Raw genomic sequence first — 26,618 nt, 5'->3', positions numbered from 1 at the left:
TTTAAATGAATTATTCTAACTTTGGTCAAAAATTCGCAGGAAAATCAGGTATTGTTGAATTAATGGATGACCTTGGTAGCGCACTTAATGAAAACCCAGATATGTTATTTATGGGAGGCGGAAATCCGGGTAGGGTGCCAGAAGTTGAAGCTTATTTTGAAGAGCAACTATCAGCTATTGTAAAAGATCCTGTTGCACGACATAGCTTATTAGGTATATATCAATCGCCTCAAGGTGAGAAAGGTTTTCGTGAACAATTAGCTAATTATTTAGCTAAAGAATTTAACTGGGCTGTTAGCGACAAGAATATTGCTGTATCAAATGGTAGTCAGTCAGCTTTTTTCATTCTTTATAATATGCTGGCAGGCACAATGCCAAATGGTGATAAAAAGACCATACACTTTCCATTAGCTCCTGAATATATTGGCTATGCCGATGCTGGATTATCAGATGAATTTTTCTCATCAACTAAACCTAGCATTGAAATTATAGATGACGATACTTTTAAATATCATGTAGATTTCTCAAAGCTAACTATAGATGAAAGCATGGCGGCTTTATCGGTATCGCGTCCAACAAATCCTACAGGTAATGTGATCACTGATGATGAAATTGTTCATTTAGATAAGTTAGCCCAAGAAGCGGGTATTCCATTAATAATTGATGGTGCTTATGGTTTGCCATTTCCTAATATTTTATTTACTGAAGCTAAACCTTACTGGAATGAAAATACTATTGTTGTATTAAGTTTATCTAAGCTCGGTTTGCCAGGTATTAGAACGGGAATAGTGATAGCCAGCGAACAATTTATTAAAGACTTTACTAATGCGAATATTATTACCAATCTTTCTTGCGGTAATTTAGGTCCAGCGTTAAGTAAAAACTTATTTAATAATAATGATATTAAAGGATTAACAAATCACGTTAAGGCTTTTTATCAACAAAAAGCAGAGAAAACCTTTGATCTCTTAAAACATAATCTTGCTGATGTGCCTTTTAAAATTCATAAGCCAGAAGGCGCTATTTTCTTATGGGTTTGGTTTGAAGGTTTGCCTATTCATTCGAAAGAGCTTTATCAGCGCTTAAAAGCTAAAGGTGTATTAGTTATTCCTGGTGAAGACTTCTTTATTGGCATAGATGATAGCTGGCAACATAAATACGAATGTATACGTTTATCTTACGCACAAGAAGACATTGTTGTAGAGCAGGGCGTAAAAATAATCGCTGATGAAGTGAGAGCTGTATACCAAGAGCAACTTGAATTAGCTCAAGCATAATTGAGATTTAAAACAGCACCGAAGATACTTTGGTGCTGTTAATTGTTCATTAGATTTTAGAGTGATTTAAACATCCTATAAATCATGTAAACTTACCTAATATACTGCTTACTTACTCGCCGTGTTAATCCACAAAACAAAGCATAGGCAATGGTTTCAGAATATTTAGCGACTTTATTTGCTAAAATATTATCTCCCCAAAGTTCAACATCAAAGCCAATACAGTTCTGACCTTCAAACATCGACAAATCCACCATCAGCATATCCATAGATACTCGACCTAATATTTTACTCTGCTTGCCATTTATATAAACAGGCGTACCGTTAGCTGCATGTCTAGGGTACCCATCAGCATAGCCAATTGAAACGGTGCCGATTTGAGTGGTTTTTTCAGCTTTCCATAGGCAGTTATAGCCAACTGTTTCACCTGGATTAACAGTGCGTTGAGATATCACTTTGGCTTTAAACATCATGGCAGGCCGAAGAGACTTGCCAACAAATTCACTATCAATAGGTGAAGCACCGTAGAGCATAATTCCAGGGCGGATCCATTGATGTCGAGATACGGCATTATTTAAAATAGCTGAAGAGTTGGCTAAACTAATTTCTCCAGGTAAATCTCCAAGCGTGTCTATAAACAACTCTGTTTGTTGCTGGGTTTCTATTGAAGTTACATCATCTGAAGATGAGAAGTGACTCATATGAACAATCTGTTCTACTTGGCTTAACTGGTTTAGTTTATGCCACACATCAAAATATTCTTCAGGTAAAAAACCTAAACGATGCATGCCTGAATCCATTTTTAACCAAATATGAATGGGCTGACTTAATTTTGCTTTTTTTAATTCCTCTAGTTGATACTGTGAATGTATAACACACCATAAATTATTCTCGCTAATGTACTCTAATTCATCAGCGGTGAAGAAACCTTCTAACAATAAAATAGGTTGTGTAATACCTGAATCGCGTAACTCTTTTGCTTCTTCAATACATGCTACACCAAAAGCATCAGCGACATCTGCTAATGCTTTAGCCACTTCTACAGCACCATGCCCGTAAGCATTCGCTTTAACTGTGGCAATGGCTTTAGTGTTTCTAGCAAGTGACTTTGCATATAAATAGTTCTGTTTAATTGCATTTAATTTAATAACTGCAGTTGCTGATCTAGCCATATGTCACCTCCTAATGTGCGTAACGCGCGATTGATAAGCCAGAGTCATCAATGTCTGGCGGCTTACAACTAATTATGTCGCTAATAAATTTCGCCGAGCCTAAAGACATCGTCCAACCTAAAGTTCCATGACCTGTGTTCAAGAATAAATTATCGATATTGGTTTTACCTAAAATAGGTGTACCGTCAGGTGTCATTGGTCTTAAACCTGTCCAGAAATCAGCTTTGGCTAAATCAGCAGCATGAGGAAATAAATCAGCCACTGAAAATTCAATATTCTTACGACGTTTTTCAGTTAGCGCTAAGTTATAAGATGTTATTTCAGCTGTTCCACCAACACGTATTTGGTCGCCTAAACGGGTAATTGCAACCTTGTAGGTTTCATCCATGATTGTTGATTCAGGAGCGGCAGAGTAATCTTCAATAGGTATAGTTAATGAATAACCTTTAACAGGATAAACAGGTACTTTGATACCAATATCTGCAAGCATGTGAGTAGAGTAAGAGCCCAGCGCCATTAAATAAGCGTCAGCGGTGAACTCACCTTTATCTGTTGTAACACTGGTTATTTCATCGCCTTGTTTATTTAACTTCTTGATGTCGGTATTCATAACAAATTTAACACCCAACTTTTCACACTCTTTTGCTAATTCAGTCACAAACATATGGCAGTTGCCTGTTTCATCATTTGGTAAACGAATACCGCCAACCACTTTATTGATTGTGTGTTTTAATGCTGGTTCATAAGCTAAGCATTCATCAGGTGTTAGTATTTGATGATCAACACCACATTCGTTTAACACTTGAATGTCTTTTTTAGAGCTTTTAACTTGGCTTTCAGTACGGAACAATTGTAGAGTACCTTGTGTTCTGTGCTCGTATTCAATATTAATTTCACTACGAAGATCACGTAAACAATTACGACTATATTCAGCCACTCTCATCATTCGTGATTTATTGATGTGATAATCTTTGCTATTACAGTTGGCAACCATTTTGGTCATCCATAGCAAGGTTTCCATATCTAAATCTCGTGTGCTAATTTTTAAAGGTGCTAACTCTTGCATCAACCATTTTATAGCTTTGGCTGGAATACCCGGAGCTGCCCAAGGTGCAGAATAACCAGGAGATATTTGACCTGCATTGGCGAAGCTTGTTTCGTTAGCAACGCTAGGTTGTCTGTCAACAACAGTGACATCATGGCCAGACTTAGCTAAATACCAAGCACTGGTGACTCCTATAACTCCAGAGCCTAAGACTAAAACTTTCATTTGTACCTCTACTTATTTCTTAGTTAAAAAAGCAATCATAGATGACATCAGTAATAATTAATGTGGGTATTTATGAGTTTTTCAGGATAAAAAACTGCTTTGAAAATAGTTTTTGGTGTTTTAGTCTGAAAATAAGCTGGTCTAATCTGTATTGTTGTTTAAATGAGCAAGTGCGTGAAGGTAAATAATGAGGGGAACGTAGATATGTTGTTTGTAAAAGGAGTTTCTTTAGTTTCAGTTCCGAATCTGGCTAGTTTATACCAAAAAACACGTTATGATGTGCCTCAGTCGTTTGTTGCAGTTGCATGGTTCGGTTAAATTCGGTTAGGTGTTTATGTTAGATTCAGATGTTTTAAACTCAGATACCTCTGGGGGAGCTGCTTTAGGATTACCTCCTTTAGACCCTAATGTTTGTCAAAAAGCACGATTGTCTCGTGATCCGCGTTTTGATGGTAAATTTTTTACAGCGGTTAAAACCACTAGAATATATTGTCGAACCATTTGCCCAGTTAGTCCGCCTAAAGAAGAAAATGTTTTATATTTTTCAAGCGCTGTTGAATGCGCCAATGCAAGTTTTCGTCCTTGTTTACGTTGTCGACCTGACAGTGCGCCAAACTCGCCCGCATGGAAAGGTGTAAACGCAACACTTGATCGAGCTATTCGATTAATTGATGAAGGCGCTTTACAGCAAAATTCATTACCTGAACTTGCAGAAAGGTTAGGCATAAGTGATCGATATTTACGTAAACTCTTCGATAAGTATTTAGGTATGTCGCCCAAGGCATATGCACTTTATCAACAATGTTTATTTGCTAAACAGTTACTTCATCAAACGAAATTATCGATTACTGAAGTCGCTTTAGCTAGTGGTTTTTCAAGTATTAGACGTTTTAATGATTGCTTTCAATCGCAGCTAAATTTAACACCATCGTCGTTACGGAAATCTAAGATGAATTCTCTTAATAAGTTAAAGCTTAAATTATATTATCGCCCACCATTCGACTGGCCGTATATGCAAAAGTTACTCGAAGCCAGAGCAATAAAAGGCTTAGAGTGGTGCGATAGTAACAGCTATGGCCGTACTTTTAATTGGTTAAACACCACTGGTAGCTTTACTGCAACACATAATAAAGACAAACATTTATTTGATGTTGAAATTGAACTTAATGACGTAAAGCATTTAAAAAGTATTGTGAATAATATAAAACGCATTTTAGATTTAGACGTAGACATACAGTCTGTAGAGCATGATCTACAACAAAGCTTTGTTGAAGGATTCTCTCTTAATTCAGGAATTCGATTACCTGGCATTTGGGATATGTATGAAGCGGGAATAAGAGCCATACTCGGACAACAAATTTCAGTGACAGCAGCACGAAACTTAGTTGAAACTTTGGTTATTAATTTAGGTGTTAAAGTCGAGAATAATATCCAATACACGAATACTGAAAACGTTAATGTTGAAGATACTAAGCCAAAGCAAGAACGTTATTTATTTCCATCGCCTCAAGCTATTGTTAATTGCGAGTTAGACTTTTTTAAAATGCCAGGTTCCCGCAAACAAACACTAAGAAACTTAGCGGAACATTATATAACGAGTAATGCACCGAACGACCCTACCGAATGGCTCAAGCTAAAAGGTATAGGTCCTTGGACAGTTGAATATGCTCAACTAAGAGGCTTAAGTGATCCAGACATTTTTTTAGGTGGTGATTTAGGTGTGAAAAAAGCCATAGAACAACTTAAAGATCAATTTAATACCGACTTCACGCCAGAGCAAGTTTCACCTTGGCGCAGTTATTTAACGTTTCAATTATGGAGCCAGTTATCATGATCGCTAATAAAAGTACGGCCAATGAAAACAGTAAAAATAAAAGCGAAAGTTATATTGATTATTTCAACTCTCCGTTAGGTTTAATTGAATGCAAAGCCACAGACAAAGGTTTAGCTCATGTAATTTTTTGCGGTGATCAAACCTCAGAAATTAAACCGAATCACATCACGGAAGTATGTAAACAGCAGCTAGAACAATATTTTAACGGTGAGTTGAGTCAGTTTAATGTACCGCTAGATCCTAAAGGTACAGAATTTCAGAAAAGTGTATGGCAGTGTTTATCAACCATACCTTTCGGTGAAACAGCGAGTTATCTTGATATAGCAAAAATGGTGAATAAACCTAAAGGTTCGCAAGCTGTAGGTGGTGCAAATGGTAGAAACCCGATAAGTATCATAGTGCCATGCCATAGAGTTGTAGGCTCTAATGGTTCGTTAACGGGTTATGCTGGCGGAATAGAGCGAAAACTATGGTTATTGAATCATGAAGGCATTGAGCTAAAACCTTCAAAAGAAAACGCTACATTAAATCTGAAAAATGTGATCAAATCTCGACAATCTAAAACCCAGTTTTTGACATAGCTTAAAAATATACCTAAAAGGTTAATTTTTAATAAATCTATAAGCCTAATTCTTAGCGCTTGAGTTATAATAGATAAATCTTTTGAAAATACCTTTCAAAGCAATTTATACCTTTTAGGCAACTTAATGATAAATAATGTAATTCTTCGACGTGTGTGTAATATTTTTGATTTTAACAATGATAAAGTGTGTTCTATTTTTGAACTTGGACAATGTCAGATTTCAGCAGAACAACTTACTCAAATTTTTATTGAAAAAAATGACCCTACATATAAAGAATTATTAGATGTTGAATTAGCCGCTTTTTTAAATGGTTTAATTGAAGATCAACGTGGTCCAAGTGATGGTCCTAAACGTGATGCAGAAGATAGCTTAAACAATAACGCTATATTTAATAAACTTAAAATAGCCTTATCTTTAAAAGCTGATGAAGTGTTAGCTATTTTAGAATTAGGTAAAATAACTTTAAGTAAATATGAGTTAAGCGCCTTTTTCAGAAACGTTAATCATAAAAACTATAAAGAATGTTCTGATGATGTTTTATCAGCATTTTTATCAGGTCTTAAAATTAAGCACGAACAGTAAAGCTCACGACTGATACTATATGTCTTTGTAACCATTAAAGTAGCATTTTAATCTTAAATATTAAATTGTTACTTTAATTGAAAAACATCTAAAAATAGTGCGCTTATTATTAGATTCACCAAGTTAGTTAACCTAATTTCACTAAGACACCGTATATCGACATTGTTATCTCAACAATAGTTGGATATACCAACACTTCTAATTCACTGTTTCCTCGTAAGAAACGACTAGATTTATACTGAAAATGGCCTGATTCATCATTAGTGTCGTCAGATAAACTCAAGTACAAAGTGATAACTACTTTAACTATATTCATTTTTACTTAAATTTTTTAGTTTAAGCTGAGTTTCTATCAATAAAATTAATTCGAATTATTCTTTTGTTATTACAATTATTCAGACGTAATTTTACGGTGTGTTAAATTTTTTTAAGTCATTGATCTAACGATAACAATCGAGTAATGTCGATGTTAATTAAAGAGGATTGATGGTCTTTGTGGAAAGGCAGATGGTGTCCTCATATTAAATTGTTATAGCTAAAGGATAGGTTGTGGGAAAAACTAATGCAGAAGAGTCACAAGAACTTGCGCGAAAAAGCCCTGACTGTTCTTTTTTACTTACTCATTTGATAAGACAAAATGATGGTAAAACAGATAGTGATGCTCAACATATTATGAGTCTCATACTTGATTTACATAGCCAATCCCAAAAAGCTAAACTATTAGCATCAAAAACAGGCTGGTATAGCGCAGCTCACGCCAAATACTTTAATCCTGAAGTGGGTGAACTTGCTTATACAATGGAGTATAAATCAGTGTGTTTTACAGAATCAACGCTTTCTGGTTTAAAGGCTCATAGAGATATGTTTGGGGCAAAATATGGTTTATCGTTTGACCGAGAGTTTTTGTTTAACAAAGGAGCTGCTCCTTGTATAAATATTCCAAGTAATATCTTTAAAAGCAAATTATCATTTAATAGCAATGAACATAATCGTAGCGTATATAATTTTGTCCCTAAAGAGTTACATCCATATATAAATGTGATGAATAGCTCTTTCGATGCTAGTCATGAAAGGGAGTGGCGTCATCATCAAGATATGGATTTTAAATGGAGCGATATTAAATTTATATTTTGTCCAGAAGAGGACTTTGCGCATTTAAGTAAAATACAAGTTAATGGCTTACCCACACTATTTGATCTTGCTTGGCTTGATCGTGTTTAGCTATAACAAGAACATCAAATTACAGTTGGCTGTTTTTTCGTTCTTCAAAAAGTATAGGCAACTATAAATTTCCGCTTATTTAAGCATTAGGTTTCTATGAAGTTTAATACAACTAAATTCTGGTCTTTTTGCGCTAATATTAGTGCAGCTCTTGGTCTTATATCTATCTTTGGCGCATTTGCATCAATATTTAACTTTGAAATATTATTTTTAATTGTTAAGCCTTTTACTATCTTAGCTTTATTCTGCGTTTTTCCGTTACTTATTATATTTATTGGAGTTCAGATCGTTAGGTCAACTGAAGAACTTAGTAAAAAAGAAGATAAAAATAAAGAAGAAGGATCATTTGTAAAGCGTTGGCTCATAGATGTAAAAAAACCATTATTATTTTTAACTCGTATTTCAAAAATACATTTAGTTATTTGCATGTTTCTGATTTTATCTCACAGTTACGTATATAACTTGTATCCGGTTGGCGGTATTAACTGGGCATTTAACGAGCCTTTTCTTGGGGAACATGCGATTAGCTTCGGTACTACGTCCGCGCTTTTCTATGCAGTAATGCTCCCGTTTTATTCATACTGGTCTAAAAATTAGTGTATCTATCACTAATCTAAAAGGACGTTTAGTTCCTATTTAGACCATTATATTTAGTCGCTTATTAGGGCATTACACATCAAGGAAGGTTTAATGAAAATTCAGAAAATCCAAGCTAGTGATACGCTAGCTTTACGAAAAAAGATTCTTCGACCTGATTTTAGTTTAGAGCAGTGTAATTATCCTGGTGATTCTGATATTTCCACTTACCACTTAGGTTGCATGATAAATAATGATTTAAGCGGTATTGTTTCTATTTATAAACGATCAAGTGAAGATCTACATAGTGGCATTGGCTATCAAATAAGAGCTATGGCAACTTGTGAAAAAGTACGAGGACAAGGTGTAGGTTTAAAACTCTTACGTGAAGCGGAAAATATGGCGTTTAACTTAGGTGCTGATTATGTATGGGCAAATGCTCGGGCAACTGCGATAGGTTTTTATGTTAAAGCGGGTTATAAGGTTATTGGTAAAGAATTTCATGTAGATGGCGTAGGGGCTCATTTTATAGTTTACCGGACAAATCAATTGAATTGATTATCATAACGCATTATTCATCTCTCTATCTGCACGTGTTGTCGCAAATAAAGCTTTTTATCGCATACTTTACTATATATTTATTCTTTGGGTGATGAGTCACCGACTGATGTGTATACACATTCTTTTCATTAAATGGTTTAATTGATGTTATGGAAACAAATCATACAGAAAGTACATTAGAGTTAGGTACGCAATCCTTCTCAAAACAAAGTCATCAATTTTGGACCTTACAAATAGCTGGTTGGCTGGGATATAGTATTATCGTGTTTTTAGCGATTATTAGACCACAATTAGATCATCCCGATTTTGACTTTGTCAGACAACTTCTAAATTTAGTATTAGAAACCTTTAGTGGTTTTTTATTGTCGTATTTACAGTGGTTACTTATACGTAAAATTGTTCATCTCCCTCTTAACCAGACCTTGTTTTATAGCTTTATATCTGCCTCAGCATTTGGGGTGATTTTCAATGTTATGAAGTTGAGCTTCTTTAAAGTGATTGTTTATCAGCAAGAGTGGAATGAAGCGTGGAATATGCTGGAATTTGGTGGCTGGTTGTTGTTCTCGTTAACTACTATGTTTGTATGGACTTCCATCTTTTTTATTATGTTGTACAACACCAAATTACAGAAAGAGCATGAGATGTTACTCAGAGCTCAAACTCTGGCTAAAGAAGCTCAGTTAGAAATGTTGCGTTATCAATTAAATCCTCATTTTATGTTTAATACCATGAATGCTATTTCTACCCTTATATATAAAAATGAAAACGAAAAAGCGAACGAAATGCTTGATAAGTTGTGTGACTTCTTTCGTTATTCATTAGACAAAAACGATAAAAGTAAAACGACTCTAAAAAAAGAGTTAGAGCTGCTCGATTTATATCTATCTATTGAAAAAGTTAGATTTGGCGACCGTTTACATGTAGAGCTAGATATAAATAGTAATGCTTTAGCATGTAGAGTGCCGAGCATGTTATTGCAGCCTCTTGTTGAAAACGCGATTAAGTATGCGATTGAATTACGTAAAGAGGGTGGTTCTATCATTATTCAAGCACAAAAGGTGCATGACCGACTTATGTTAAAAGTTATTGATGATGGGCAAGGTTTAAATAAAAAATTAAATGAAGGTTTTGGTATAGGTATGTCGAATACAAAAGCTCGATTAGATGCTATGTTTAATGGAGACTTCGATGTAAATCTTGCCAATAGTGAAAACGGCGGAGCAACCGTGTTAATTTCTATTCCTTTTGAGAAGTAAGTTAATCATGAATGAAACACCTTTAACGGCAATAATTGTAGATGATGAACCTCTTGCATTAGAAGGCCTTCGTCTTAGATTAGAAAAAATTCCTGAAATAAATGTGATTGCCGAAGCGAGTGATGGCGATCAAGCTATTCATTTATGCAATAGCTTAACACCCGATGTATTATTTTTAGATTTACGTTTGCCGGGTCTTAACGGTATTGAAGTTGTACAAGCCTTACAGTCTGATACTTTGCCTATGATTGTTTTTGTGAGCGCCTATGGCGAATATGCCATTGATGCCTTTGAACTAAACGCCATAGATTATGTTTTAAAACCCGCTAATTTAGGACGTTTACAAAAGACGGTTGAGCGCATAATGCAGCGAGTAAAAGTTAATCAGGCTGAAGAGGGTCCTGAAAACAATTCAGCTAAAGAAAAATTTAAATTACTTAAAGCATTAGGTGAAAGCTCAGGTCTTTCAGTTTCTGAATTAGAAGATTGGTTAGAGTCAGACAATCCTCTACCTTCTTTATATATGCAAGAATTAGTGATTAAAAATAATGATCATGAAAAAGTGTTTTTACCCGTTAAAGACATACAATGGATAGATGCCGCTGGCGATTACATGTGTATTCATGAAAACAATGAAACACATATTGTACGTATCACCATGAAAAAACTTGAAAGCCAGTTAGACCCTAAAATATTTACCCGCATTCATAAGTCCACTTTAGTAAATGTCAGCTATATTAAGAGTATTAAACCTATGCGTAATAGCGAAAGTATTCTTGATTTGGGTAACGATGTTCAACTGAAAGTAAGTCGTAACTACAGTTCGGCGATACAACAAATTGTTGAGTCTAAACAATATTAAAGGTTAGGGCCCTTGTGAACCTTTCGTCTTATTTTTGTTTCGCTTCACCTCTTTACCTCCTGTAAATCTTTTATTACCGCATGGTTTAACCATGATGCCGCATTTGAATTGTTAGTTGATTTTTTTTGAATCAATATGTTTCTAAGGTATCACTTCTATTTGAAATCATAAAAGAGTTGATATCTAAATATTCGTTCGCTTCAGTATGGCTGTGACAAAAATTCTTATAAAACACGCCAAAATCAAGAATACAACTAAACAGAATACTAAAGCATCAACGAAAACATAATGAAATACCGGGGACACTTATGAATAAAAACTTTAAAGCAACGCCATTGTTAGCTTTGGTTTCTACACTCACCTTATTGGGTTGTGGTGGCGGAGCTGAAACAAACACAAATACAACTGCTGTTGATCCATCTCAACCTGTATCTGACTGGAAATTGGTGTGGGAAGATGAATTTGATAGTGCAGCGATAGACGCTAAAAACTGGACTCATGAAGTTAATTGTGACGGCGGTGGTAATAGCGAAAAACAATGTTATACCGATAGCGCAGATAACTCCTTTGTTAACGACGGTAAATTAAATATTGTTGCACTTCCTGCTGGCGATGATGCCGACCTTCCTTATACTTCTGCAAGACTTATCACTCGTTACAAAGCTGATTTTAAATACGGTCGTTTTGAAATAAGCGCTAAATTACCAAGCGGTCAAGGTAGCTGGCCTGCTTTTTGGATGTTACCAACTGATGAAGTTTATGGCGGCTGGCCTAAGTCAGGTGAAATAGATATTTTAGAATCGGTAAACCTTAATACTGTAGATGCCGATGGTAATGTAGAAGCTAACATTCACGGTACATTGCATTATGGTAAAGAATGGCCTGAAAATTCTAGTTCAGGTACTTCTTACGAACTTCCCGATAACATAAATCCTGCTGATGATTTTCATACTTATGCTGTTGAATGGCAAGAAGGTGAGATCCGTTGGTATGTAGATGATTATTTATATGCTACACAACGTAAATCTGAAGTTAGAACTAACAGTAGAGATGAGGCTGTTGGCTTATCACACAGAGGTTGGTTCACTGAAAACTTTGATAATGTAAGTGGTGAGTTAACAACTTTCTGGGAAAACGCTCCATTCGATCAAGAATTCTTTCTTATTTTGAACTTTGCTGTAGGTGGTGATTGGCCTGAAAATGTAAATAACTTAGGCATAGACGCTGAAGCATTTGCAAATGGTCAGACATTTGAGATTGATTATGTTCGTGTTTACGAATGTCAGCAAAACCCTGATACAGGTAAAGGTTGTGAAACTGTTCGTCCTGGTTACGACAGCTTAGAAGATGCATTAGTAGAAGGCGAAGCACCAATTCCTTCACCTCCATCTACGGGTATTGCGGAAAACTTAACTATTTTTTCTGGCTCGGTTAACCCTAACTGGCCTGCATGGGATTGTTGTGGTGGTTCAACTCCTACATTAATGACTGACGCTGAAAAAGGCAACGTAATGGAGTTTTCTGTTGGTGAAACAGCAACAGTTAATGGTTTTATATCACGTGCTGCGTTTATTGATGCAGAAGTAGGTACACCTAGCCCATTTGATGCATCGCCACTTGTTGAAACAGGTACGTTAAGTTTTGACATGAAAGTTGTTTCAGCTCCAAATGATGCGAGCGCTGAATGGTTCGTGAAAATGGAAAGTTCAGAAGGTTCAACAGCTGCAGATTTCTTGTTAACAGAAAGTGTTGAAGGCGTTGCTCCTGTTGCAGGCGAATGGCAAACCTATACTTTTCCATTACAAGCTTTTGCTGACAAAGACCTAGATCTTAGTGCTATTGATGTTGTTATGGTATTCCCTGCATGGGGAGCTGGTGAAGGTGCTGTATACCAAATCACTAATTTAAGCATTGCTGCTGACACGGTATCTCCAGAGGTTGTTATTTTTGAAGAAAGTGCAAATCCAAGCTGGCCACTTTGGGACTGTTGTGGCGGTTCTACACCTACTGTTGAATTAGATGATGATGCTCATACTAATGTTTCAGAGTTTTCTATTGGTTCAGAACCAACAGTAATGGGCTTTATTTCAAGAGACCCTAATACAACTCAACCTGCTCCGTTTGATGCTACAGGTATTATTACTAATGGTGTTATCCAGTTTGAGATGAAAGTAGTTAACATGCCAAGCGATTCAAGCACTGATTGGATTTTTAAAGTAGAAACCGACAATGCAGCATCTGCTTTTGAAGTGTCTTTAACAACAAGTGTTGAAGCTACTGCTCCTGTTGAAGGCGAATGGCAAACTTATACTTTTAACCTATCTGATTTAGCAACGGCTGGTTTTGATTTAAGTGCTATTGATGTTCTTATGATTTTCCCAGCGTGGGGCGCAGGCGAAGGTGCAGTTTACCGTGTTGATAACGTAAAGATTTACGATCCTACAGCTGAAAGTAATTCAGATGGTTTTGTTTTATTTGATGAACAAGCTAAAGACATGTGGAGTATTTGGGATTGTTGTGGTGGTTCAACACCAACACTTGAAAACGACGGTACTGAACATGGCATGACTGCTCAATTTGTTATTGGCGCTACACCTACTGTTATGGGGCTTTTAGCTGACGATGACGTTTATTTAGATGCCTCTCATTTATTAGCAACTGGTGTTGTTAAATTTGACATGAAAGTGATTACTGCACCAACTGATCCTGAGTCTACTTGGATTTTCAAAATAGAGTCAGGTGATAATGCGACTTTTGCTGAGCTCCCGATGACGGATAGTCAAGAAGGTGTTGCCCCTGTAACGGGTGAATGGCAAACCTATACTTTTTCTTTACAAACTTTATTTGATGCCGGTTTAGATATTAGCCAGATAGATGTTGTGATGTTTTTCCCTGCATGGGCCACAGGCGAGGGTGCTGAGTACCGAATCGATAACGTACTTATTAGTAACCCTTAGTCCAAGCCATAATTAAAAATCGAGCGGTTTTTACTGCTCATTTCTAAACAAATTTTTAAAAAGTAGGTTCACATGAAAAACATTAAATTTAAACAAAAACATATAGCAACATGTATCTCATTAATTTTAGCTTCAGGTTTAAGCCATAGTGTATTCGCTGAAGAAGCACCATTAACTGAGCCAAAAGCTGAAATAGAAGTTATTGAAGTTAAAGGTATACGCGGTAGTTTAGTACGTTCAATGAATATTAAACGTGATATGTCGGGTGTTGTAGATGCTATTTCTGCAGAAGAAATGGGGAAATTCCCTGATACTAACTTAGCAGAATCATTACAACGCATTACAGGCATAACAATTAGCCGTAGTAATGGTGAAGGTAGTCAAATTACTGCTCGTGGTTTTGGTCCTGAGTTTAACTTGGTTACTTTAAATGGTCGTCAAATGGCAGGTACCGGCTTTACACGTTCATTTAACTTTGAAAACCTATCGTCTGAAGGTGTAAGCGAATTACAAACCATTAAAACAGCTCGTGCAGATATCCCTACAGGTGGCTTAGGTGCAACCGTAAATATTGTTACGGCCAAACCATTACAAAGCCCAGGTCAAAAATTTACTTTTATGGCGAAGGGTAATCATGATAGTTCGGTAGAAGCAGGTGACGATATAACGCCTGAATTCGCAGGTATGTATAGTAATACCTTTGATGATGATCGTTTTGGTGTTTCAGCTAATTTCTCTTATCATAGCAGAGACTTTCAACGACAAGCCGCTAATGTACGTTCATGGTCTAGAACTCACGGTATAAATTTAGAACCTGAAAACTATATTGATAACCGCCCATTAGATGCCGATGGCAACGTTGCTAAACAGTATTATGATGCTGAAAATGATCAATTTATTGCTGCTTCATTTTTTCCGCAAGAAATAAGCTATTCACAAGATGATGTGCAACGTGAGCGAACTAATGCTCAAGTTACCTTCCAATATGCTGCAACAGATGATTTAGTTTTTACACTTGATCATACAATCTCAAATGCGGTAACTGGTAACAATTCCCTTTCTTGGGGTGTTTGGAATGGATCATTTGGTGGTAATGCTAATTCGTACGAGTTAGATGAAAATGGTACGGCTATTTATTACAACTCATCTGGTGATGATGGATCATTTACCGCATTTCGTGAAACTACTGAAGTTGATTCAAAAGCCACTGGTTTTAATGTTGAATGGTTTGCAACAGATGATTTAAGTTTTACGTTAGATTTGCATAATTCAAAATCTGAGACAGACAATGGTAAAGATGATGGGTTAGGTGCTAACGCACGAATTATTTTAGGCTCGGCAGATTTATCCAGTAAAGAGTATTTCTTTAGAGAAGGTGATGTACCAGGCTTTAATGTTAACTGGAATAATGGCTCACAAGAAATTAACCCTAATGAAATTGGTTCTAACTTCAGTATTTTTAGCAGAACACCGGCTGAGTCTGAAGTAACTCAAGTTCAATTGGACGGTAAATTATTAGTAGATACAAATTTCGGTTTAGAAACTGTTAAATTTGGTACCGCCTATACAAAACAAACACTTAAAGGTTCAGGTGGTTCAAATAATGCTAATGCGCCAGGCTTTAGTAATGGTACTTTTGCGGAAATATTCCCTGATAGTATGTTTGAAAGACTTGATTTAAATGGCTTTTTAGATGAATTCTCTTTTGGTTCTGCTGGTGTTTCACCTAATTATGCTTATACCTATGACCTTGATGAAGCCTTTGCAAGACAAGCTGCATTTTTAACTGCAGATGTTGTTGGTAGCGATGTTTATCAAATAGGTACTTTCGGTGAAGATATTTTTCCACAAAATGAGGTAGAAGAAGAAACTTTCAGCTTATTTGTTACTACCGATTGGGCGTTCGAGATAAGTGGTTACGATGTACAAGTTAACCTTGGTTTCCGTTATGAAAAAACTGACGCAGTTAGCCCAGCTAAAAGCCGAGTAGCTGAACAGGTTTATTGGGCTGGTGGTTCTGAGTGGGTTACTCAATTTGCAAGTGGTGGAGAATTTGAGGAAGTAGAATTTGAAGGAGATTACGAATTATTTCTACCAATGTTAGATATTAAAGTCGATCTTAGTGACGATTTAGTAGCAAGAGCATCATTTGGTCAAACCATTACACGACCTTCATTAGGCGATATGTTAGGTAATCTTAGTTTAACTCCTTCACCAAAAGTTGGTTCAAGAAGTGGAAGTAGCGGGAACACAAACCTAAAGCCATTTAAATCAACCAATGTCGATCTATCTTTAGAGTATTATTACGATGAAGCAAGCTACGCTTCTGTAGGTTTATTTTATAAAAATGTAGATGATTGGATCACTGGTTCTTCAGTAACTACAACCTATGAAGGTTTATATGACGTTTATTTAGGCCAACGCTGGAATAATGCAGTAGATGTTATTGAAGGTAGAGGTGAGCAAGCTACTGATACCGCTATATATAATGAAATTGTCGCTAATGGTGTTGGTATTGGAGAGAATAATCGAGTATTGCCTGACCCTGCAACAGATCCTTTAATTCAATGGAATATCAGTTCTCCTCAAAATGTTGAAGCACGTAAAGTGTATGGTATTGAGTTGGCTGTTCAGCATTTATTTGGTGAAACTGGTTTTGGTATTGGTATAAATGGCACCATTGTTGACGGTGATATTGATGTTGATAATTACTATATTGGCCGCCAAGAAGTACTTGAAGGGGTCAGTGACTCTGCCAATTTACAAGTTTTCTATGAGAAAGATGGTTTGTCTGTGAAAGTTACTGGTGCATGGCGTGGTGAATACTTAGTGGGATTAGGTCTTCCTGATACTGGAGGTGATTCAGCTCCGGTATATGCTGAAGAATTTTTACAGTGGGATCTAAGTGTTAACTATGAAGTAAATGACAATGTGACTGTGTTTTTTGATGGTGTTAACTTAACTAACGAAACTGAACGTTCATTTAGCCGTTTTGATAGCCAATTTATTAGTGCAGCTCAATACGGACCTCGTTATAGCTTAGGCGCTCGTTATAGCTTTTAACTAAGCCCAAAAAAGCCTTGTTGAATGTTATAACAAGGCTTTTATTCTAAGCATATCCCAACACTAATATCTGTAGGGTTATGTGATTTAACTTAATTTGTATATAGGAATATATTTATGGCTAGTTCTGCAGTTATTATCGATACACAGAATAGTTCAGAAAGCTCATCAAGCAATCCTCCACAAAATAATATGTTTGCTTTAGTGTCACTAACGTCATTATTTTTTATGTGGGGCTTTATTACTTGCCTTAACGACATTTTGATCCCTTATTTGAAAGGTATGTTTGATCTTAGCTATACCCAAGCTATGTTGATCCAATTCTGTTTTTTTGGCGCGTATTTCATTGTTTCTCTTCCTGCTGGTGCTTTAGTTAGCCGCTTAGGTTATAAAAAAGGCATAGTCACTGGATTATCCATTGCTAGCCTTGGTTGTTTATTATTTTATCCTGCCGCTGAAATTGGTGTTTATGCAGTATTCTTATTAGCGTTATTTGTTTTAGCAACAGGTATCACTATATTACAAGTGTCAGCAAACCCTTATGTAAGCGCTTTAGGTCCGAGTAAAACCGCATCTTCAAGACTTACATTAACACAAGCTTTTAACTCTTTAGGTACAACAGTAGCTCCGCTTTTTGGTGCTTGGCTTATCTTTAGTGGTGTTGAAACTAGTGAAGCGGTAGATGCTAGCTCAGTACAAATACCCTATATAGGTATTGCATTAACCTTAATGGCACTTGCGGCTATATTTTCTTTATTGAAGCTGCCTAATTTAGGTCAAAATGCACAAGCACAAATATCACCAAGCAAGGCATGGCAGTTCAAACATTTACGTTTAGGTGCTGTAGGTATTTTTGTTTATGTTGGTGCTGAAGTTGCTATTGGTAGCTTTTTAATTAACTTTTTAGCAGAGCCAACTATTGCAGGCATTACTGAAGCTGAAGCGGCCAAATATATTTCTTATTATTGGGGCGGAGCTATGGTTGGACGCTTTATTGGTGCTGGTGTTATGCAGTTTGTATCAGCTAATAAAGTGTTATTTATAAATGCTGTTTGTGCTTCTGTTTTAGTCTTTATCGCTATAGTGACAGACGGCTCAATTGCTATGCTAGCGATTCTTGCTGTAGGTTTTTTCAATTCAATTATGTTTCCTACTATTTTTACTCTAGCAATTAATCAATTAGGTAATGCTGCTAGTCATGGTGCTGGTGTTTTATGTTTAGCCATTGTGGGTGGTGCTATTTTACCTTTAGTTCAAGGTGCTTTGGCGGATATGTTCGGCATTCAATTGTCGTTTGTTTTACCTATTTTTTGTTACGCATTCATTGTTTATTACGCCCTGATTGGTTCTAAACCAGTCGCTAGTTCAAATCAAATTAAAGAGGGTGGCAAACATGAAGCTATCTAAAATCACACTATTATCTAGCTCACTTATTTTATTAGCTACAGGTTGTTCAGTTGAACTGTCTGACAAAATAAATACTAAAGAATCAAAACCTTGGGCACCAATAAAGTCTGAAGTAAAAACAGATCCTGTTATTGAAGCTAAAGTAAGTAAGTTATTAAGTTCAATGACATTAGAACAGAAAGTTGCACAAATGATCCAACCTGAAATACGTGACATCACAGAAGAAGATATGCGCAAGTATGGCTTTGGTTCATATTTAAATGGCGGTGGAGCTTTTCCGAAAAATAACAAACATTCAACACCTCAAGATTGGATTGAGCTTGCTGAAACTATGTATCAAGCGTCTATTGATGATTCAGTAGATGGTAGTGCAATTCCTACAATGTGGGGAACTGATGCGGTTCATGGTCATAACAATGTGATCGGAGCCACGTTATTCCCGCATAACATAGGTTTAGGCGCTGCAAATAATCCTGAGTTAATGACAAAAATAGCCCAAATTACCGCTACAGAGGTGATGGTTACAGGTATAGATTGGGTTTTTGCGCCAACGGTTGCTACGGTAAGAAATGACCGGTGGGGAAGAACTTATGAGGGTTACTCAGAAGATCCTGAAATAGTAAAACTCTACGCCAGTGCTGTTGTAAAAGGCTTGCAGGGTAGTGCGGATGAAGACTTTTTAGGTGACGATCGTGTGATCAGTACTGTTAAACATTTTGTTGGTGATGGCGGCACACAAGATGGTGATGACCAAGGTGATAACCGAGCATCAGAACATGATTTATACAAACTACATGCACAAGGTTATGTGAGTGGTTTAGCTGCTGGCGCTCAATCAGTTATGGCATCTTTTAATAGCTGGAATGGTGAAAAAATCCATGGCAGTCATTATTTATTAACTGAAGTATTAAAAGAAAAAATGGGGTTTGATGGCTTTGTTGTAGGCGATTGGAATGGTCACGGACAAGTTAAAGGTTGTAGCAATGAGAGTTGTCCTCAAGCTGTAAATGCAGGGCTAGACATATTTATGGTACCTACAGATGCTTGGAAACCTTTATATGAAAATACTATCAAGCAAGTTAAAAACAATACTATCTCTATTGCACGTATTGATGATGCTGTTAAACGTATATTACGTGTAAAGTTCAGAGCAGGATTATTTGATAAGCCAAGCCCGGCGAAGCGTATGTTTTCAGGTAAAACCGCATTAATTGGTAGTGATGAACATCGCAAAGTTGCCAGACAAGCTGTTCAAGAATCGCTTGTGCTGTTAAAAAACAAAGCTAACTTATTACCATTATCACCTAAGCTGAACATTCTAGTGGCTGGTGATGGCGCTGATAATATTGGTAAGCAGTCGGGTGGTTGGTCAATTACTTGGCAAGGTACTGGAAATACTAACAAAGATTTCCCAGGTGGTACGTCTATCTATGCAGGTATCGAACAACAAGTATCAAAAGCGGGTGGAACTGCAATATTAAGTGTTGATGGTAGCTTTGAAGAAAAACCTGATGTAGCTGTTGTTGTATTTGGTGAAGAACCTTATGCCGAAGGACAGGGCGATATAGAACACCTTTACTTTGAAAGTGATAACAAAAAATCGTTAGCTTTATTAAAGCAATTTAAACAGCAAGGTATTCCTGTTGTTTCAGTCTTTATTACCGGTCGACCTATGTGGGTGAATGCTGAAATTAATGCTTCAGATGCTTTTGTAGCAGCTTGGTTACCTGGCTCTGAAGGGCAAGGTATTGCAGATGTTATTTTAGCTAACGCAAATAATGAAATTCAAAACGACTTTACAGGTAAGTTATCATTTTCATGGCCTAAGGATGCAATGCAAACTGAAGTTAATCGATTTGATGAAAACTATGATCCTCTATTCCCTTACGGATTTGGCTTAACTTATGGCGATAAAGACATCCTTACCGATACATTAGATGAAACTATAAACATTCCTGCTGGTAGTGTTAAAAGTGACGATAAGGTAAGTGAGATATTCCAAAACTCTATTAAACAACCTTGGTCTCTTTGGTTGTATTCTGGAGAGAAAGAAATTGCTGTTTATGCTAATGCTCATCAGTTAGCTGAATTAAACTATCGTACTGTTGATAAGCTTGTTCAGGAAGATGCGTTTAAAATAAGCTTAACAGGAAGTGAAAAACCTTCTAATAGTCAGGCTTCTGGTGTAATGATAAAGCATGTTGCTTCAACAGCGCATGATTTAGGTGAAAGCGTATCAGAAAACTCTCGTTTGCAATTTAGCGTTAGTCTAGCAAATAGAACAGATGGAGATGTTTATTTATCAACCTATTGTTCTGCTGACAAAACTTGTGGTTCTAGCATTAACATCAGCTCTTACTTAAATAAATTACCAGTGAGTGATTGGCAAACTTTCTCAATAGATTTAACTTGTTTTAGTAAAAAAGGAATGGATTTTTCTAAGGCCGTTATTCCATTTGAGTTTTCATCAAAAGGAAAAGTAGAGCTGAGTATTGCTGACATTGTTATTACCGATAACACTGAGGTTAGTGCAACAATTAGCTGTGGAGCTATGTAGTTTAGATAGTTTAGAGCGCTTATTTGGACTTAATAGCTAATATTGTATTTGGTTTAAGTATTTGGAGTTAGGGTTATAGAAAAGCTATAACCCTAACAATAACTGTTATGTGTTTAATGTTATTAGCTTTTTATGCAGGGCGTACTTTAGCAAAAGGTGCTGTTATACCTGCATATTCACCACCACCAAGTCTGGCGAGAGGATTCACCTTATCGGCATGTACTTTAATTCTATTTTTTGCATCTACATCCATTACACTATCACTTATGTATACCTGTTTAACTTCAACAAGTATTAAAGTAAGTGGGCTGTCTTTGATCTCTTTTATTTCGTATAACTCGCAACCATAAGCAATATCGCATTGTTCTAGTCTGGGTAATGGAAATCCATCAAAAGCAAGTGTTTTAAGGTGTAAGTCTGAATCACTCGACTCGTCTGTTAATTCAAGTTCTGATTGACCATGAGGTAAAGTTGCTGCTGTTTCTGTAACCAGCCCAGCTTGTTGTTCAGATGCAATATGAATCACCATCTTTTTGTTTTTAATTACATTGGCTAATGTGTCTTTCGATTCTCCTGTAGGCTTTTTACCTACAGATAACATTAATAATGCAGGAGTACTTGATACTGCTGTGAAGTATGAGAAAGGTGCCAGGTTTAAATCATCGTGCTCTACGTGTTGGCTATCTTCATTTACAACAATATCATCACCCGAAAAAGTTAACGCCCATGCAATGGGGCGAGGAATAATCGTTTGTGTCATTAAATGATAGCGCTGATTTTCTGAGTAATCTGAAAAATTTAAAATCATATTATGGGTAACTCATTGCAGAAGAAGTGAATTTATGAAAAGGCAGTGTAATTGAATTCTCTTAGTTTTTAAATTATTGACCTTGAGCAATGTCAATTTATATACAAAATCTTTACATATTAAAGATCCTTGACTAGTTTTAAGTTAACAAATAATAAGCTTATTGTTTCAATTCAATATGTTTTTAAGTTCTTTAAATATTGTTTTTGTTTTTGTTTTTGTTATTTAAATTAATTTGTAAACAGAGCGTTAATTTACTTGAGGTTTAACTCTTATATGAAGTCCGTATCTGAATTAAAAAAAGAAATCGTTACTTTACGTAATGAACTTGATGCGTTGCGAGAATTAAACGAAATTAAAACCGTAGGCTATTCTAGAGACGGTGAATATTCAGTTTCTACTCATTACGAGGTAAATAATGGTACTTGGGATTGGGATTTAAAAACAAATAATGTTTATTATTCTGCATCTTGGAAAAGTATTTTAGGTTATGAGGAGCATGAACTTGAACCTCATTTTGATGTGTGGGCTAAGCTTGTTCATCCTGAGGACAAAGAATTTATTTTAGCTAAGATTCAAAATTATCTTTATGGTAATCACAAAGGTTTTGAGCATGAGATGCGGATGCGGCATAAGAGTGGTCATTACTTGCATACCATTACTCGAGTGGTACAGGTTACAAGAGATGCTGAAGATAAACCGATCCGTTTGATTGGTAATCATGTTGATATAAGCCAGCAACGTAAAGCTGAGTTATTTGAACATCGTTATAACAATGTGTTGAAAATGATTGCTCAAGGCGAGCCTGCAATCGATGTTTATAATGAAATTATCCATATCTATGAGGGACGACATAATGGGATTCGCTGCTCTATGATAGAGCTAGAAGGAAATATTCTTAAACATGGAAGTGCGCCAAGTTTGCCGCAAGAATATTGTAAAGTTATAGACGGCCTTATGAATGGCCCTAATATAGGTTCTTGTGGAACATCTACATACACAGGCAAACGAGTTATTGTAGAAGATATCGCTACAGATCCTAAATGGTCCAGCATTAAACATATTGTACTGCCATATGGTATGCGCAGTTGTTGGTCTGAGCCTGTAATTTCATCAATAGGAGAGGTGTTAGGCACCTTTGCTATGTATAAAGACTATCCTTGTGTTCCGAATACGGAAGAATCATTTGCTCTAAGTGCTGCTGCTCGATTAACTAGCATTGTTATGGAGCGAGATAAAAATCAGAAACGCATTAAATCACTCGCTTATGCCGATGAATTAACGGGTTTAGCGAACAGATCTCACTTGTTTGCAAGCATTAAAGAGCTCATTAGTGCGTCAGAAAAAAAGCATAAACCTTTCAGTTTACTTTATATTGATTTAGATAACTTTAAGAGTGTTAACGACAGTTTGGGTCACGATATAGGAGATTATTTATTACAAGTTATTGCTCAACGCTTGATCAGCTTAGGCGATAAAGTGGATTCTGTTTCTAGAATTGGAGGTGATGAGTTTTGTGTGATCTTATCAGATCAAGACAACGCAGCGTTAATTGCACAAGAAGTAATAGATACCGTATCAAAAACCATTAAGCTCTCGGGGCGAAATTTCAATCCTACTTGTAGTGTAGGCATTGCACGATATCCAGATGATGGCACCAGCTTAGAATGCTTATTAAAAGCCTCTGATATAGCACTTTACTCTGCTAAGAAAACAGGGAAAAATTGCTTTGCTTTTTATAAAATTGAGCTAAGTATCATAGCCGAATATCACTTCAGAGCAGAGCAGTATTTACGTGAAGCTATAGAGAAAAAACAACTTAAGCTTGTTTATCAACCCCAAGTAGATATTGATAGCGGAATGATAGTTGGTGTAGAAGCGCTTTCTCGATGGACTCATTCTGAGCTTGGTGTTGTTTCACCAGTTGAGTTTATAGAAATGGCTGAGCGTATCGGTATGATCAAACAGCTTACAGAGTGGGTTTTATATGAAGCATGTAGCCAAGGAGTTAAATGGCATAAAGCAGGTTTTACTGATTTAAGAGTCACGGTAAATATTTCTCCTACACATTTAGCTGATGCTGATTTTATTCCACTTATTAAGCGTGTTATTGAATCTACAGGTATGAAGTCGCAATGTTTGGAATTAGAGATAACCGAAAGTGTTGTACAAACCAATCATGAAGATTTTTCTATTTTTAAATCATTGAAAGAATTAGGTGTGTTGTTAGCTATTGATGATTTTGGTTCAGGTTACTCGTCTTTCGCATCTTTAAAGTATTTAACAGTCGATTATATTAAAATTGATAAATATTTTATTCATGACATGTTCTTGGACCATAAAACAGAACTTCTTATTGGTTCTATGATCGAAATGGGTCATCACCTTGGCTACAAAGTTATCGCTGAAGGTGTAGAAACATTTGAACAGTTTGATATTCTTAAGTTGTTAGGCTGCGATATTATTCAAGGCTATTTATTTAGTAAGCCAATAAAACCTGAGGATATTTCATTGTTATTAAATGATGGTAGTTTATTAAAGCATCGTTCTTAATTTTTAACCATAACTGGGTTGAATTATATCGCTTATTTAAAGTTGACGGATACTTTAAACTTTTAAATAGTTTGCTTTAATCAGCTTCAATGATCTGAAAATTTTGATACTACAGGCCTTCTTATTATCACTATGGCAATATACTGCTATACTCCGCGCCTGTAATTATTTGAGTAGAGGCACGCATGTCATTTTCAACCTTAGGTTTATCTGAACCTATTCTAAAAGCGGTAGCAGAAATTGGCTATACGCAACCAACCAATATCCAAAAACGTGCTATTCCTGTTATTTTATCTAAGAAAGATTTAATCGCGGCTGCTCAAACGGGCACAGGTAAAACTGCAAGCTTTGTATTACCAATATTAGAAAGATTAAATACCGGATATAGACTAAGAGGCAAGCGTATTAAAGCGCTTATACTTACACCTACAAGAGAATTAGCTGTGCAAGTTGAAGCGAGTATCGCTCAGTATAGTAAGCATTTAGAGCTAACTTCTATGGCAATGTATGGTGGCATAGATGCCGAGCCTCAAAAACAACGTTTAATATGGGGCGTAGACATTATTGTTGCTACACCAGGGCGTTTACTTGATATGGCTCACCAACGAGCTTTACATTTTGATGAGCTGGAAGTTTTAGTGCTAGATGAAGCCGATAGAATGTTAGACATGGGCTTTAGAGAAGACATTAATAAAATCATAGAGCGTTTACCAAGTGAACGTCAAAATTTATTGTTCTCAGCCACTTTGTCTGATGAAATTCGTTCTTTAGCCAAGCGAGCTATTAGTTCAAATGCTGTTGAGATTTCAATTAAGCAAGACGAAAAGTCTAAACCTAAAATTGAGCAATGGTTAGTCACTGTAGATAAAACCAATAAGTCAGCATTACTCAGCCATTTGATTAAAGAAAATACTTGGCAGCAAGCACTTATCTTTATTGAAACTAAGCATGGCGCAGCTAAGTTAGTTAGCCAATTAGAAAAGCGTGATATTAAAGCAGAATGTATTCACAGCGGGAAAACCCAAGAGATCAGAGAAAGAATACTAGCTGATTTTAAAGCAGGAAAAATTCAATTTTTAGTTGCAACAGCGGTAGCAGCACGTGGAATTGATATTGATAATCTAGACCGAGTTATTAATTACGATTTACCTGATAGACCTGATGATTACATTCATAGAATTGGTAGAACAGGAAGAGCTGGAGCGAGTGGTGAAGCTATTTCATTTGTCGCTAAAGATAATTTTAGAAACCTTTGTGCTATTGAAAGTAAGCTTGGACATATTATTGAGCGTAAAGAGTTTGAAGAGTTTCCGGTGAAAAAGGTTGTACCTGTATCAATCTTAAATTTTGTACCTAAAAATAAACAACATTCCTAATTTTATTCTGATTATTAATGCGTTGGTAGCAGAAGGCGGTAGTTGTTAGTGTATTTATTAACTAACATATTTATGTTCTACCGCCTTACTTTAAGGCCATGCCTTAACTACCTTTGCTGTCGTGCTAATTGAATTTTATTTTTTAAATTATTAATCATACTTTTTCCCCATTTATATTAATCAGCTAAAGATACAGACTCATCGTAACCAGATTGATCAAGCTTGCTGTTCATTACTTCTAAGTTGATTTTACTGATTTTGTTGCTATCAATAGAGTTAGCTACTGCTAAATCACTCATTGCACCAACCACATCGTTTTTCAAATAACGAGCTACTGCACGGTTGCTATAACTGATAGATTTTAAGTAGTTTGTTTTTTTGCTGCTAACTTCTAAAGTTTTAGCGCTTTCAATTGCTGAAGAACAAGCTGCTTCAGATTCAACTGTGTTACTAGTTTTTAAGTAAGCTACACATAATGCTGTGTTCTTTTCAAAATCATTGTATTCACTGTCGCTTGAAGTACTTGAAAGGCTAGCAATAATTTCTTGGTATTCACCTTTAGCAATTTCAGAAGACATTGCTGTGTTCTTGATAACTGCAACTTTCAAATTAGATTCGCTTGCCATTACAGTTGTTGGTGCTACAACTAATACTGAGCTGATGATTGATGTTAGTAATAAAGGTTTAAGTTTCATGTTTGTT

At 36.1% G+C, this 26,618-nt stretch carries 20 protein-coding genes; 15 read left to right on the top strand and 5 right to left on the bottom strand.

What is annotated here, in order from left to right; translation table 11 throughout:
• The first annotated feature begins 5 nt into the window (after positions 1-5).
• Positions 6-1,277: a valine--pyruvate transaminase gene (locus tag Q5N69_RS16185; protein ID WP_304370125.1), complete on the top strand. Its 1,272-nt coding sequence runs from the start codon at positions 6-8 to the stop codon at positions 1,275-1,277.
• 92 nt (positions 1,278-1,369) lie between these two features.
• Here Q5N69_RS16185 and alr read toward each other — a convergent pair whose 3' ends face one another.
• Positions 1,370-2,449 (bottom strand): alanine racemase, encoded by a 1,080-nt coding sequence (alr, locus tag Q5N69_RS16180; RefSeq protein ID WP_304370124.1) that lies wholly within the window; start codon positions 2,447-2,449, stop codon positions 1,370-1,372.
• Positions 2,450-2,459: 10 nt separating this feature from the next.
• A complete protein-coding gene (locus Q5N69_RS16175; RefSeq protein ID WP_304370123.1) occupies positions 2,460-3,719 on the bottom strand; it encodes a D-amino acid dehydrogenase in 1,260 nt (419 codons plus the stop codon).
• Between the two features lie 334 nt (positions 3,720-4,053).
• Here Q5N69_RS16175 and Q5N69_RS16170 point away from each other — a divergent pair, with 334 nt between their 5' ends.
• The 3 genes from Q5N69_RS16170 (at position 4,054) to Q5N69_RS16160 (ending at position 6,719) form a co-directional block, all read left to right on the top strand.
• Entirely contained in the window at positions 4,054-5,553 is a 1,500-nt protein-coding gene (locus tag Q5N69_RS16170) for a DNA-3-methyladenine glycosylase 2 family protein (protein ID WP_304370122.1), read from the top strand.
• Entirely contained in the window at positions 5,550-6,134 is a 585-nt protein-coding gene (locus Q5N69_RS16165) for a methylated-DNA--[protein]-cysteine S-methyltransferase (RefSeq protein ID WP_304370121.1), read from the top strand. Before Q5N69_RS16170 ends, Q5N69_RS16165 begins: the two co-directional genes overlap by 4 nt.
• A gap of 126 nt (positions 6,135-6,260) precedes the next feature.
• Positions 6,261-6,719, top strand: coding sequence for a DUF1456 family protein (locus tag Q5N69_RS16160; RefSeq protein ID WP_304370120.1), 459 nt, complete (start codon positions 6,261-6,263; stop codon positions 6,717-6,719).
• A gap of 127 nt (positions 6,720-6,846) precedes the next feature.
• On the opposite strand, the gene Q5N69_RS16155 is transcribed toward Q5N69_RS16160, so the two are convergent.
• Positions 6,847-7,035, bottom strand: a complete 189-nt coding sequence (locus tag Q5N69_RS16155) for a hypothetical protein (protein WP_304370119.1) — start codon at positions 7,033-7,035, stop codon at positions 6,847-6,849.
• A 233-nt stretch (positions 7,036-7,268) separates the two neighbouring features.
• On the opposite strand from Q5N69_RS16155, the gene Q5N69_RS16150 reads away from it, so the two are divergent.
• From Q5N69_RS16150 to Q5N69_RS16110, 9 genes are all read left to right on the top strand, one after another.
• On the top strand, positions 7,269-7,940 hold the full coding sequence (locus tag Q5N69_RS16150; protein WP_304370118.1) for a hypothetical protein: 672 nt from the start codon (positions 7,269-7,271) through the stop codon (positions 7,938-7,940).
• A 96-nt stretch (positions 7,941-8,036) separates the two neighbouring features.
• Positions 8,037-8,537 carry a hypothetical protein gene (locus Q5N69_RS16145; RefSeq protein ID WP_304370117.1) on the top strand — a complete coding sequence of 167 codons (501 nt, stop codon included), beginning with the start codon at positions 8,037-8,039 and terminating at the stop codon, positions 8,535-8,537.
• 93 nt (positions 8,538-8,630) lie between these two features.
• Positions 8,631-9,074 carry a GNAT family N-acetyltransferase gene (locus Q5N69_RS16140; protein ID WP_304370116.1) on the top strand — a complete coding sequence of 148 codons (444 nt, stop codon included), beginning with the start codon at positions 8,631-8,633 and terminating at the stop codon, positions 9,072-9,074.
• A 152-nt stretch (positions 9,075-9,226) separates the two neighbouring features.
• Positions 9,227-10,333, top strand: coding sequence for a sensor histidine kinase (locus tag Q5N69_RS16135; protein ID WP_304370115.1), 1,107 nt, complete (start codon positions 9,227-9,229; stop codon positions 10,331-10,333).
• 7 nt (positions 10,334-10,340) lie between these two features.
• Positions 10,341-11,195: a LytTR family DNA-binding domain-containing protein gene (locus Q5N69_RS16130; protein ID WP_304370114.1), complete on the top strand. Its 855-nt coding sequence runs from the start codon at positions 10,341-10,343 to the stop codon at positions 11,193-11,195.
• 308 nt (positions 11,196-11,503) lie between these two features.
• Positions 11,504-14,152 (top strand): glycoside hydrolase family 16 protein, encoded by a 2,649-nt coding sequence (locus tag Q5N69_RS16125; protein ID WP_304370113.1) that lies wholly within the window; start codon positions 11,504-11,506, stop codon positions 14,150-14,152.
• Between the two features lie 72 nt (positions 14,153-14,224).
• Positions 14,225-17,215, top strand: a complete 2,991-nt coding sequence (locus tag Q5N69_RS16120; RefSeq protein ID WP_304370112.1) for a TonB-dependent receptor — start codon at positions 14,225-14,227, stop codon at positions 17,213-17,215.
• Positions 17,216-17,332: 117 nt separating this feature from the next.
• Complete coding sequence (locus tag Q5N69_RS16115) at positions 17,333-18,622, top strand: sugar MFS transporter (RefSeq protein ID WP_304370111.1); 1,290 nt, start codon at positions 17,333-17,335, stop codon at positions 18,620-18,622.
• On the top strand, positions 18,609-21,179 hold the full coding sequence (locus Q5N69_RS16110) for a glycoside hydrolase family 3 protein (RefSeq protein ID WP_304370110.1): 2,571 nt from the start codon (positions 18,609-18,611) through the stop codon (positions 21,177-21,179). The genes Q5N69_RS16115 and Q5N69_RS16110 overlap by 14 nt, the downstream gene beginning before the upstream one ends.
• A gap of 130 nt (positions 21,180-21,309) precedes the next feature.
• On the opposite strand, the gene Q5N69_RS16105 is transcribed toward Q5N69_RS16110, so the two are convergent.
• On the bottom strand, positions 21,310-21,987 hold the full coding sequence (locus Q5N69_RS16105) for a flavin reductase family protein (RefSeq protein ID WP_304370109.1): 678 nt from the start codon (positions 21,985-21,987) through the stop codon (positions 21,310-21,312).
• Between the two features lie 276 nt (positions 21,988-22,263).
• Between Q5N69_RS16105 and Q5N69_RS16100 the strand changes: the two genes are divergently transcribed.
• Together Q5N69_RS16100 and Q5N69_RS16095 are read left to right on the top strand one after the other, a co-directional pair.
• Positions 22,264-24,540: an EAL domain-containing protein gene (locus tag Q5N69_RS16100; RefSeq protein ID WP_304370108.1), complete on the top strand. Its 2,277-nt coding sequence runs from the start codon at positions 22,264-22,266 to the stop codon at positions 24,538-24,540.
• A gap of 185 nt (positions 24,541-24,725) precedes the next feature.
• A complete protein-coding gene (locus Q5N69_RS16095) occupies positions 24,726-25,916 on the top strand; it encodes a DEAD/DEAH box helicase (RefSeq protein ID WP_304370107.1) in 1,191 nt (396 codons plus the stop codon).
• A gap of 176 nt (positions 25,917-26,092) precedes the next feature.
• Here Q5N69_RS16095 and Q5N69_RS16090 read toward each other — a convergent pair whose 3' ends face one another.
• Entirely contained in the window at positions 26,093-26,611 is a 519-nt protein-coding gene (locus Q5N69_RS16090; RefSeq protein ID WP_304370106.1) for a hypothetical protein, read from the bottom strand.
• Positions 26,612-26,618: the final 7 nt, after the last annotated feature.

The organism is Pseudocolwellia sp. AS88, assembly GCF_030551755.1.
Taxonomy (GTDB): domain Bacteria; phylum Pseudomonadota; class Gammaproteobacteria; order Enterobacterales; family Alteromonadaceae; genus Pseudocolwellia.
This window is presented reverse-complemented; position numbering and strand designations above follow the sequence as displayed.

What these genes read in the sequence shown, in the direction of transcription:
- Q5N69_RS16185 (WP_304370125.1), top strand. Translation starts at nt 6, where the DNA reads ATGAATTATTCTAACTTTGGTCAAAAATTCGCAGGAAAATCAGGTATT.
- alr (WP_304370124.1), bottom strand. Translation starts at nt 2,449, where the DNA reads ATGGCTAGATCAGCAACTGCAGTTATTAAATTAAATGCAATTAAACAG.
- Q5N69_RS16175 (WP_304370123.1), bottom strand. Translation starts at nt 3,719, where the DNA reads ATGAAAGTTTTAGTCTTAGGCTCTGGAGTTATAGGAGTCACCAGTGCT.
- Q5N69_RS16170 (WP_304370122.1), top strand. Translation starts at nt 4,054, where the DNA reads ATGTTAGATTCAGATGTTTTAAACTCAGATACCTCTGGGGGAGCTGCT.
- Q5N69_RS16165 (WP_304370121.1), top strand. Translation starts at nt 5,550, where the DNA reads ATGATCGCTAATAAAAGTACGGCCAATGAAAACAGTAAAAATAAAAGC.
- Q5N69_RS16160 (WP_304370120.1), top strand. Translation starts at nt 6,261, where the DNA reads ATGATAAATAATGTAATTCTTCGACGTGTGTGTAATATTTTTGATTTT.
- Q5N69_RS16155 (WP_304370119.1), bottom strand. Translation starts at nt 7,035, where the DNA reads ATGAATATAGTTAAAGTAGTTATCACTTTGTACTTGAGTTTATCTGAC.
- Q5N69_RS16145 (WP_304370117.1), top strand. Translation starts at nt 8,037, where the DNA reads ATGAAGTTTAATACAACTAAATTCTGGTCTTTTTGCGCTAATATTAGT.
- Q5N69_RS16140 (WP_304370116.1), top strand. Translation starts at nt 8,631, where the DNA reads ATGAAAATTCAGAAAATCCAAGCTAGTGATACGCTAGCTTTACGAAAA.
- Q5N69_RS16135 (WP_304370115.1), top strand. Translation starts at nt 9,227, where the DNA reads ATGGAAACAAATCATACAGAAAGTACATTAGAGTTAGGTACGCAATCC.
- Q5N69_RS16130 (WP_304370114.1), top strand. Translation starts at nt 10,341, where the DNA reads ATGAATGAAACACCTTTAACGGCAATAATTGTAGATGATGAACCTCTT.
- Q5N69_RS16125 (WP_304370113.1), top strand. Translation starts at nt 11,504, where the DNA reads ATGAATAAAAACTTTAAAGCAACGCCATTGTTAGCTTTGGTTTCTACA.
- Q5N69_RS16120 (WP_304370112.1), top strand. Translation starts at nt 14,225, where the DNA reads ATGAAAAACATTAAATTTAAACAAAAACATATAGCAACATGTATCTCA.
- Q5N69_RS16115 (WP_304370111.1), top strand. Translation starts at nt 17,333, where the DNA reads ATGGCTAGTTCTGCAGTTATTATCGATACACAGAATAGTTCAGAAAGC.
- Q5N69_RS16110 (WP_304370110.1), top strand. Translation starts at nt 18,609, where the DNA reads ATGAAGCTATCTAAAATCACACTATTATCTAGCTCACTTATTTTATTA.
- Q5N69_RS16105 (WP_304370109.1), bottom strand. Translation starts at nt 21,987, where the DNA reads ATGATTTTAAATTTTTCAGATTACTCAGAAAATCAGCGCTATCATTTA.
- Q5N69_RS16100 (WP_304370108.1), top strand. Translation starts at nt 22,264, where the DNA reads ATGAAGTCCGTATCTGAATTAAAAAAAGAAATCGTTACTTTACGTAAT.
- Q5N69_RS16095 (WP_304370107.1), top strand. Translation starts at nt 24,726, where the DNA reads ATGTCATTTTCAACCTTAGGTTTATCTGAACCTATTCTAAAAGCGGTA.
- Q5N69_RS16090 (WP_304370106.1), bottom strand. Translation starts at nt 26,611, where the DNA reads ATGAAACTTAAACCTTTATTACTAACATCAATCATCAGCTCAGTATTA.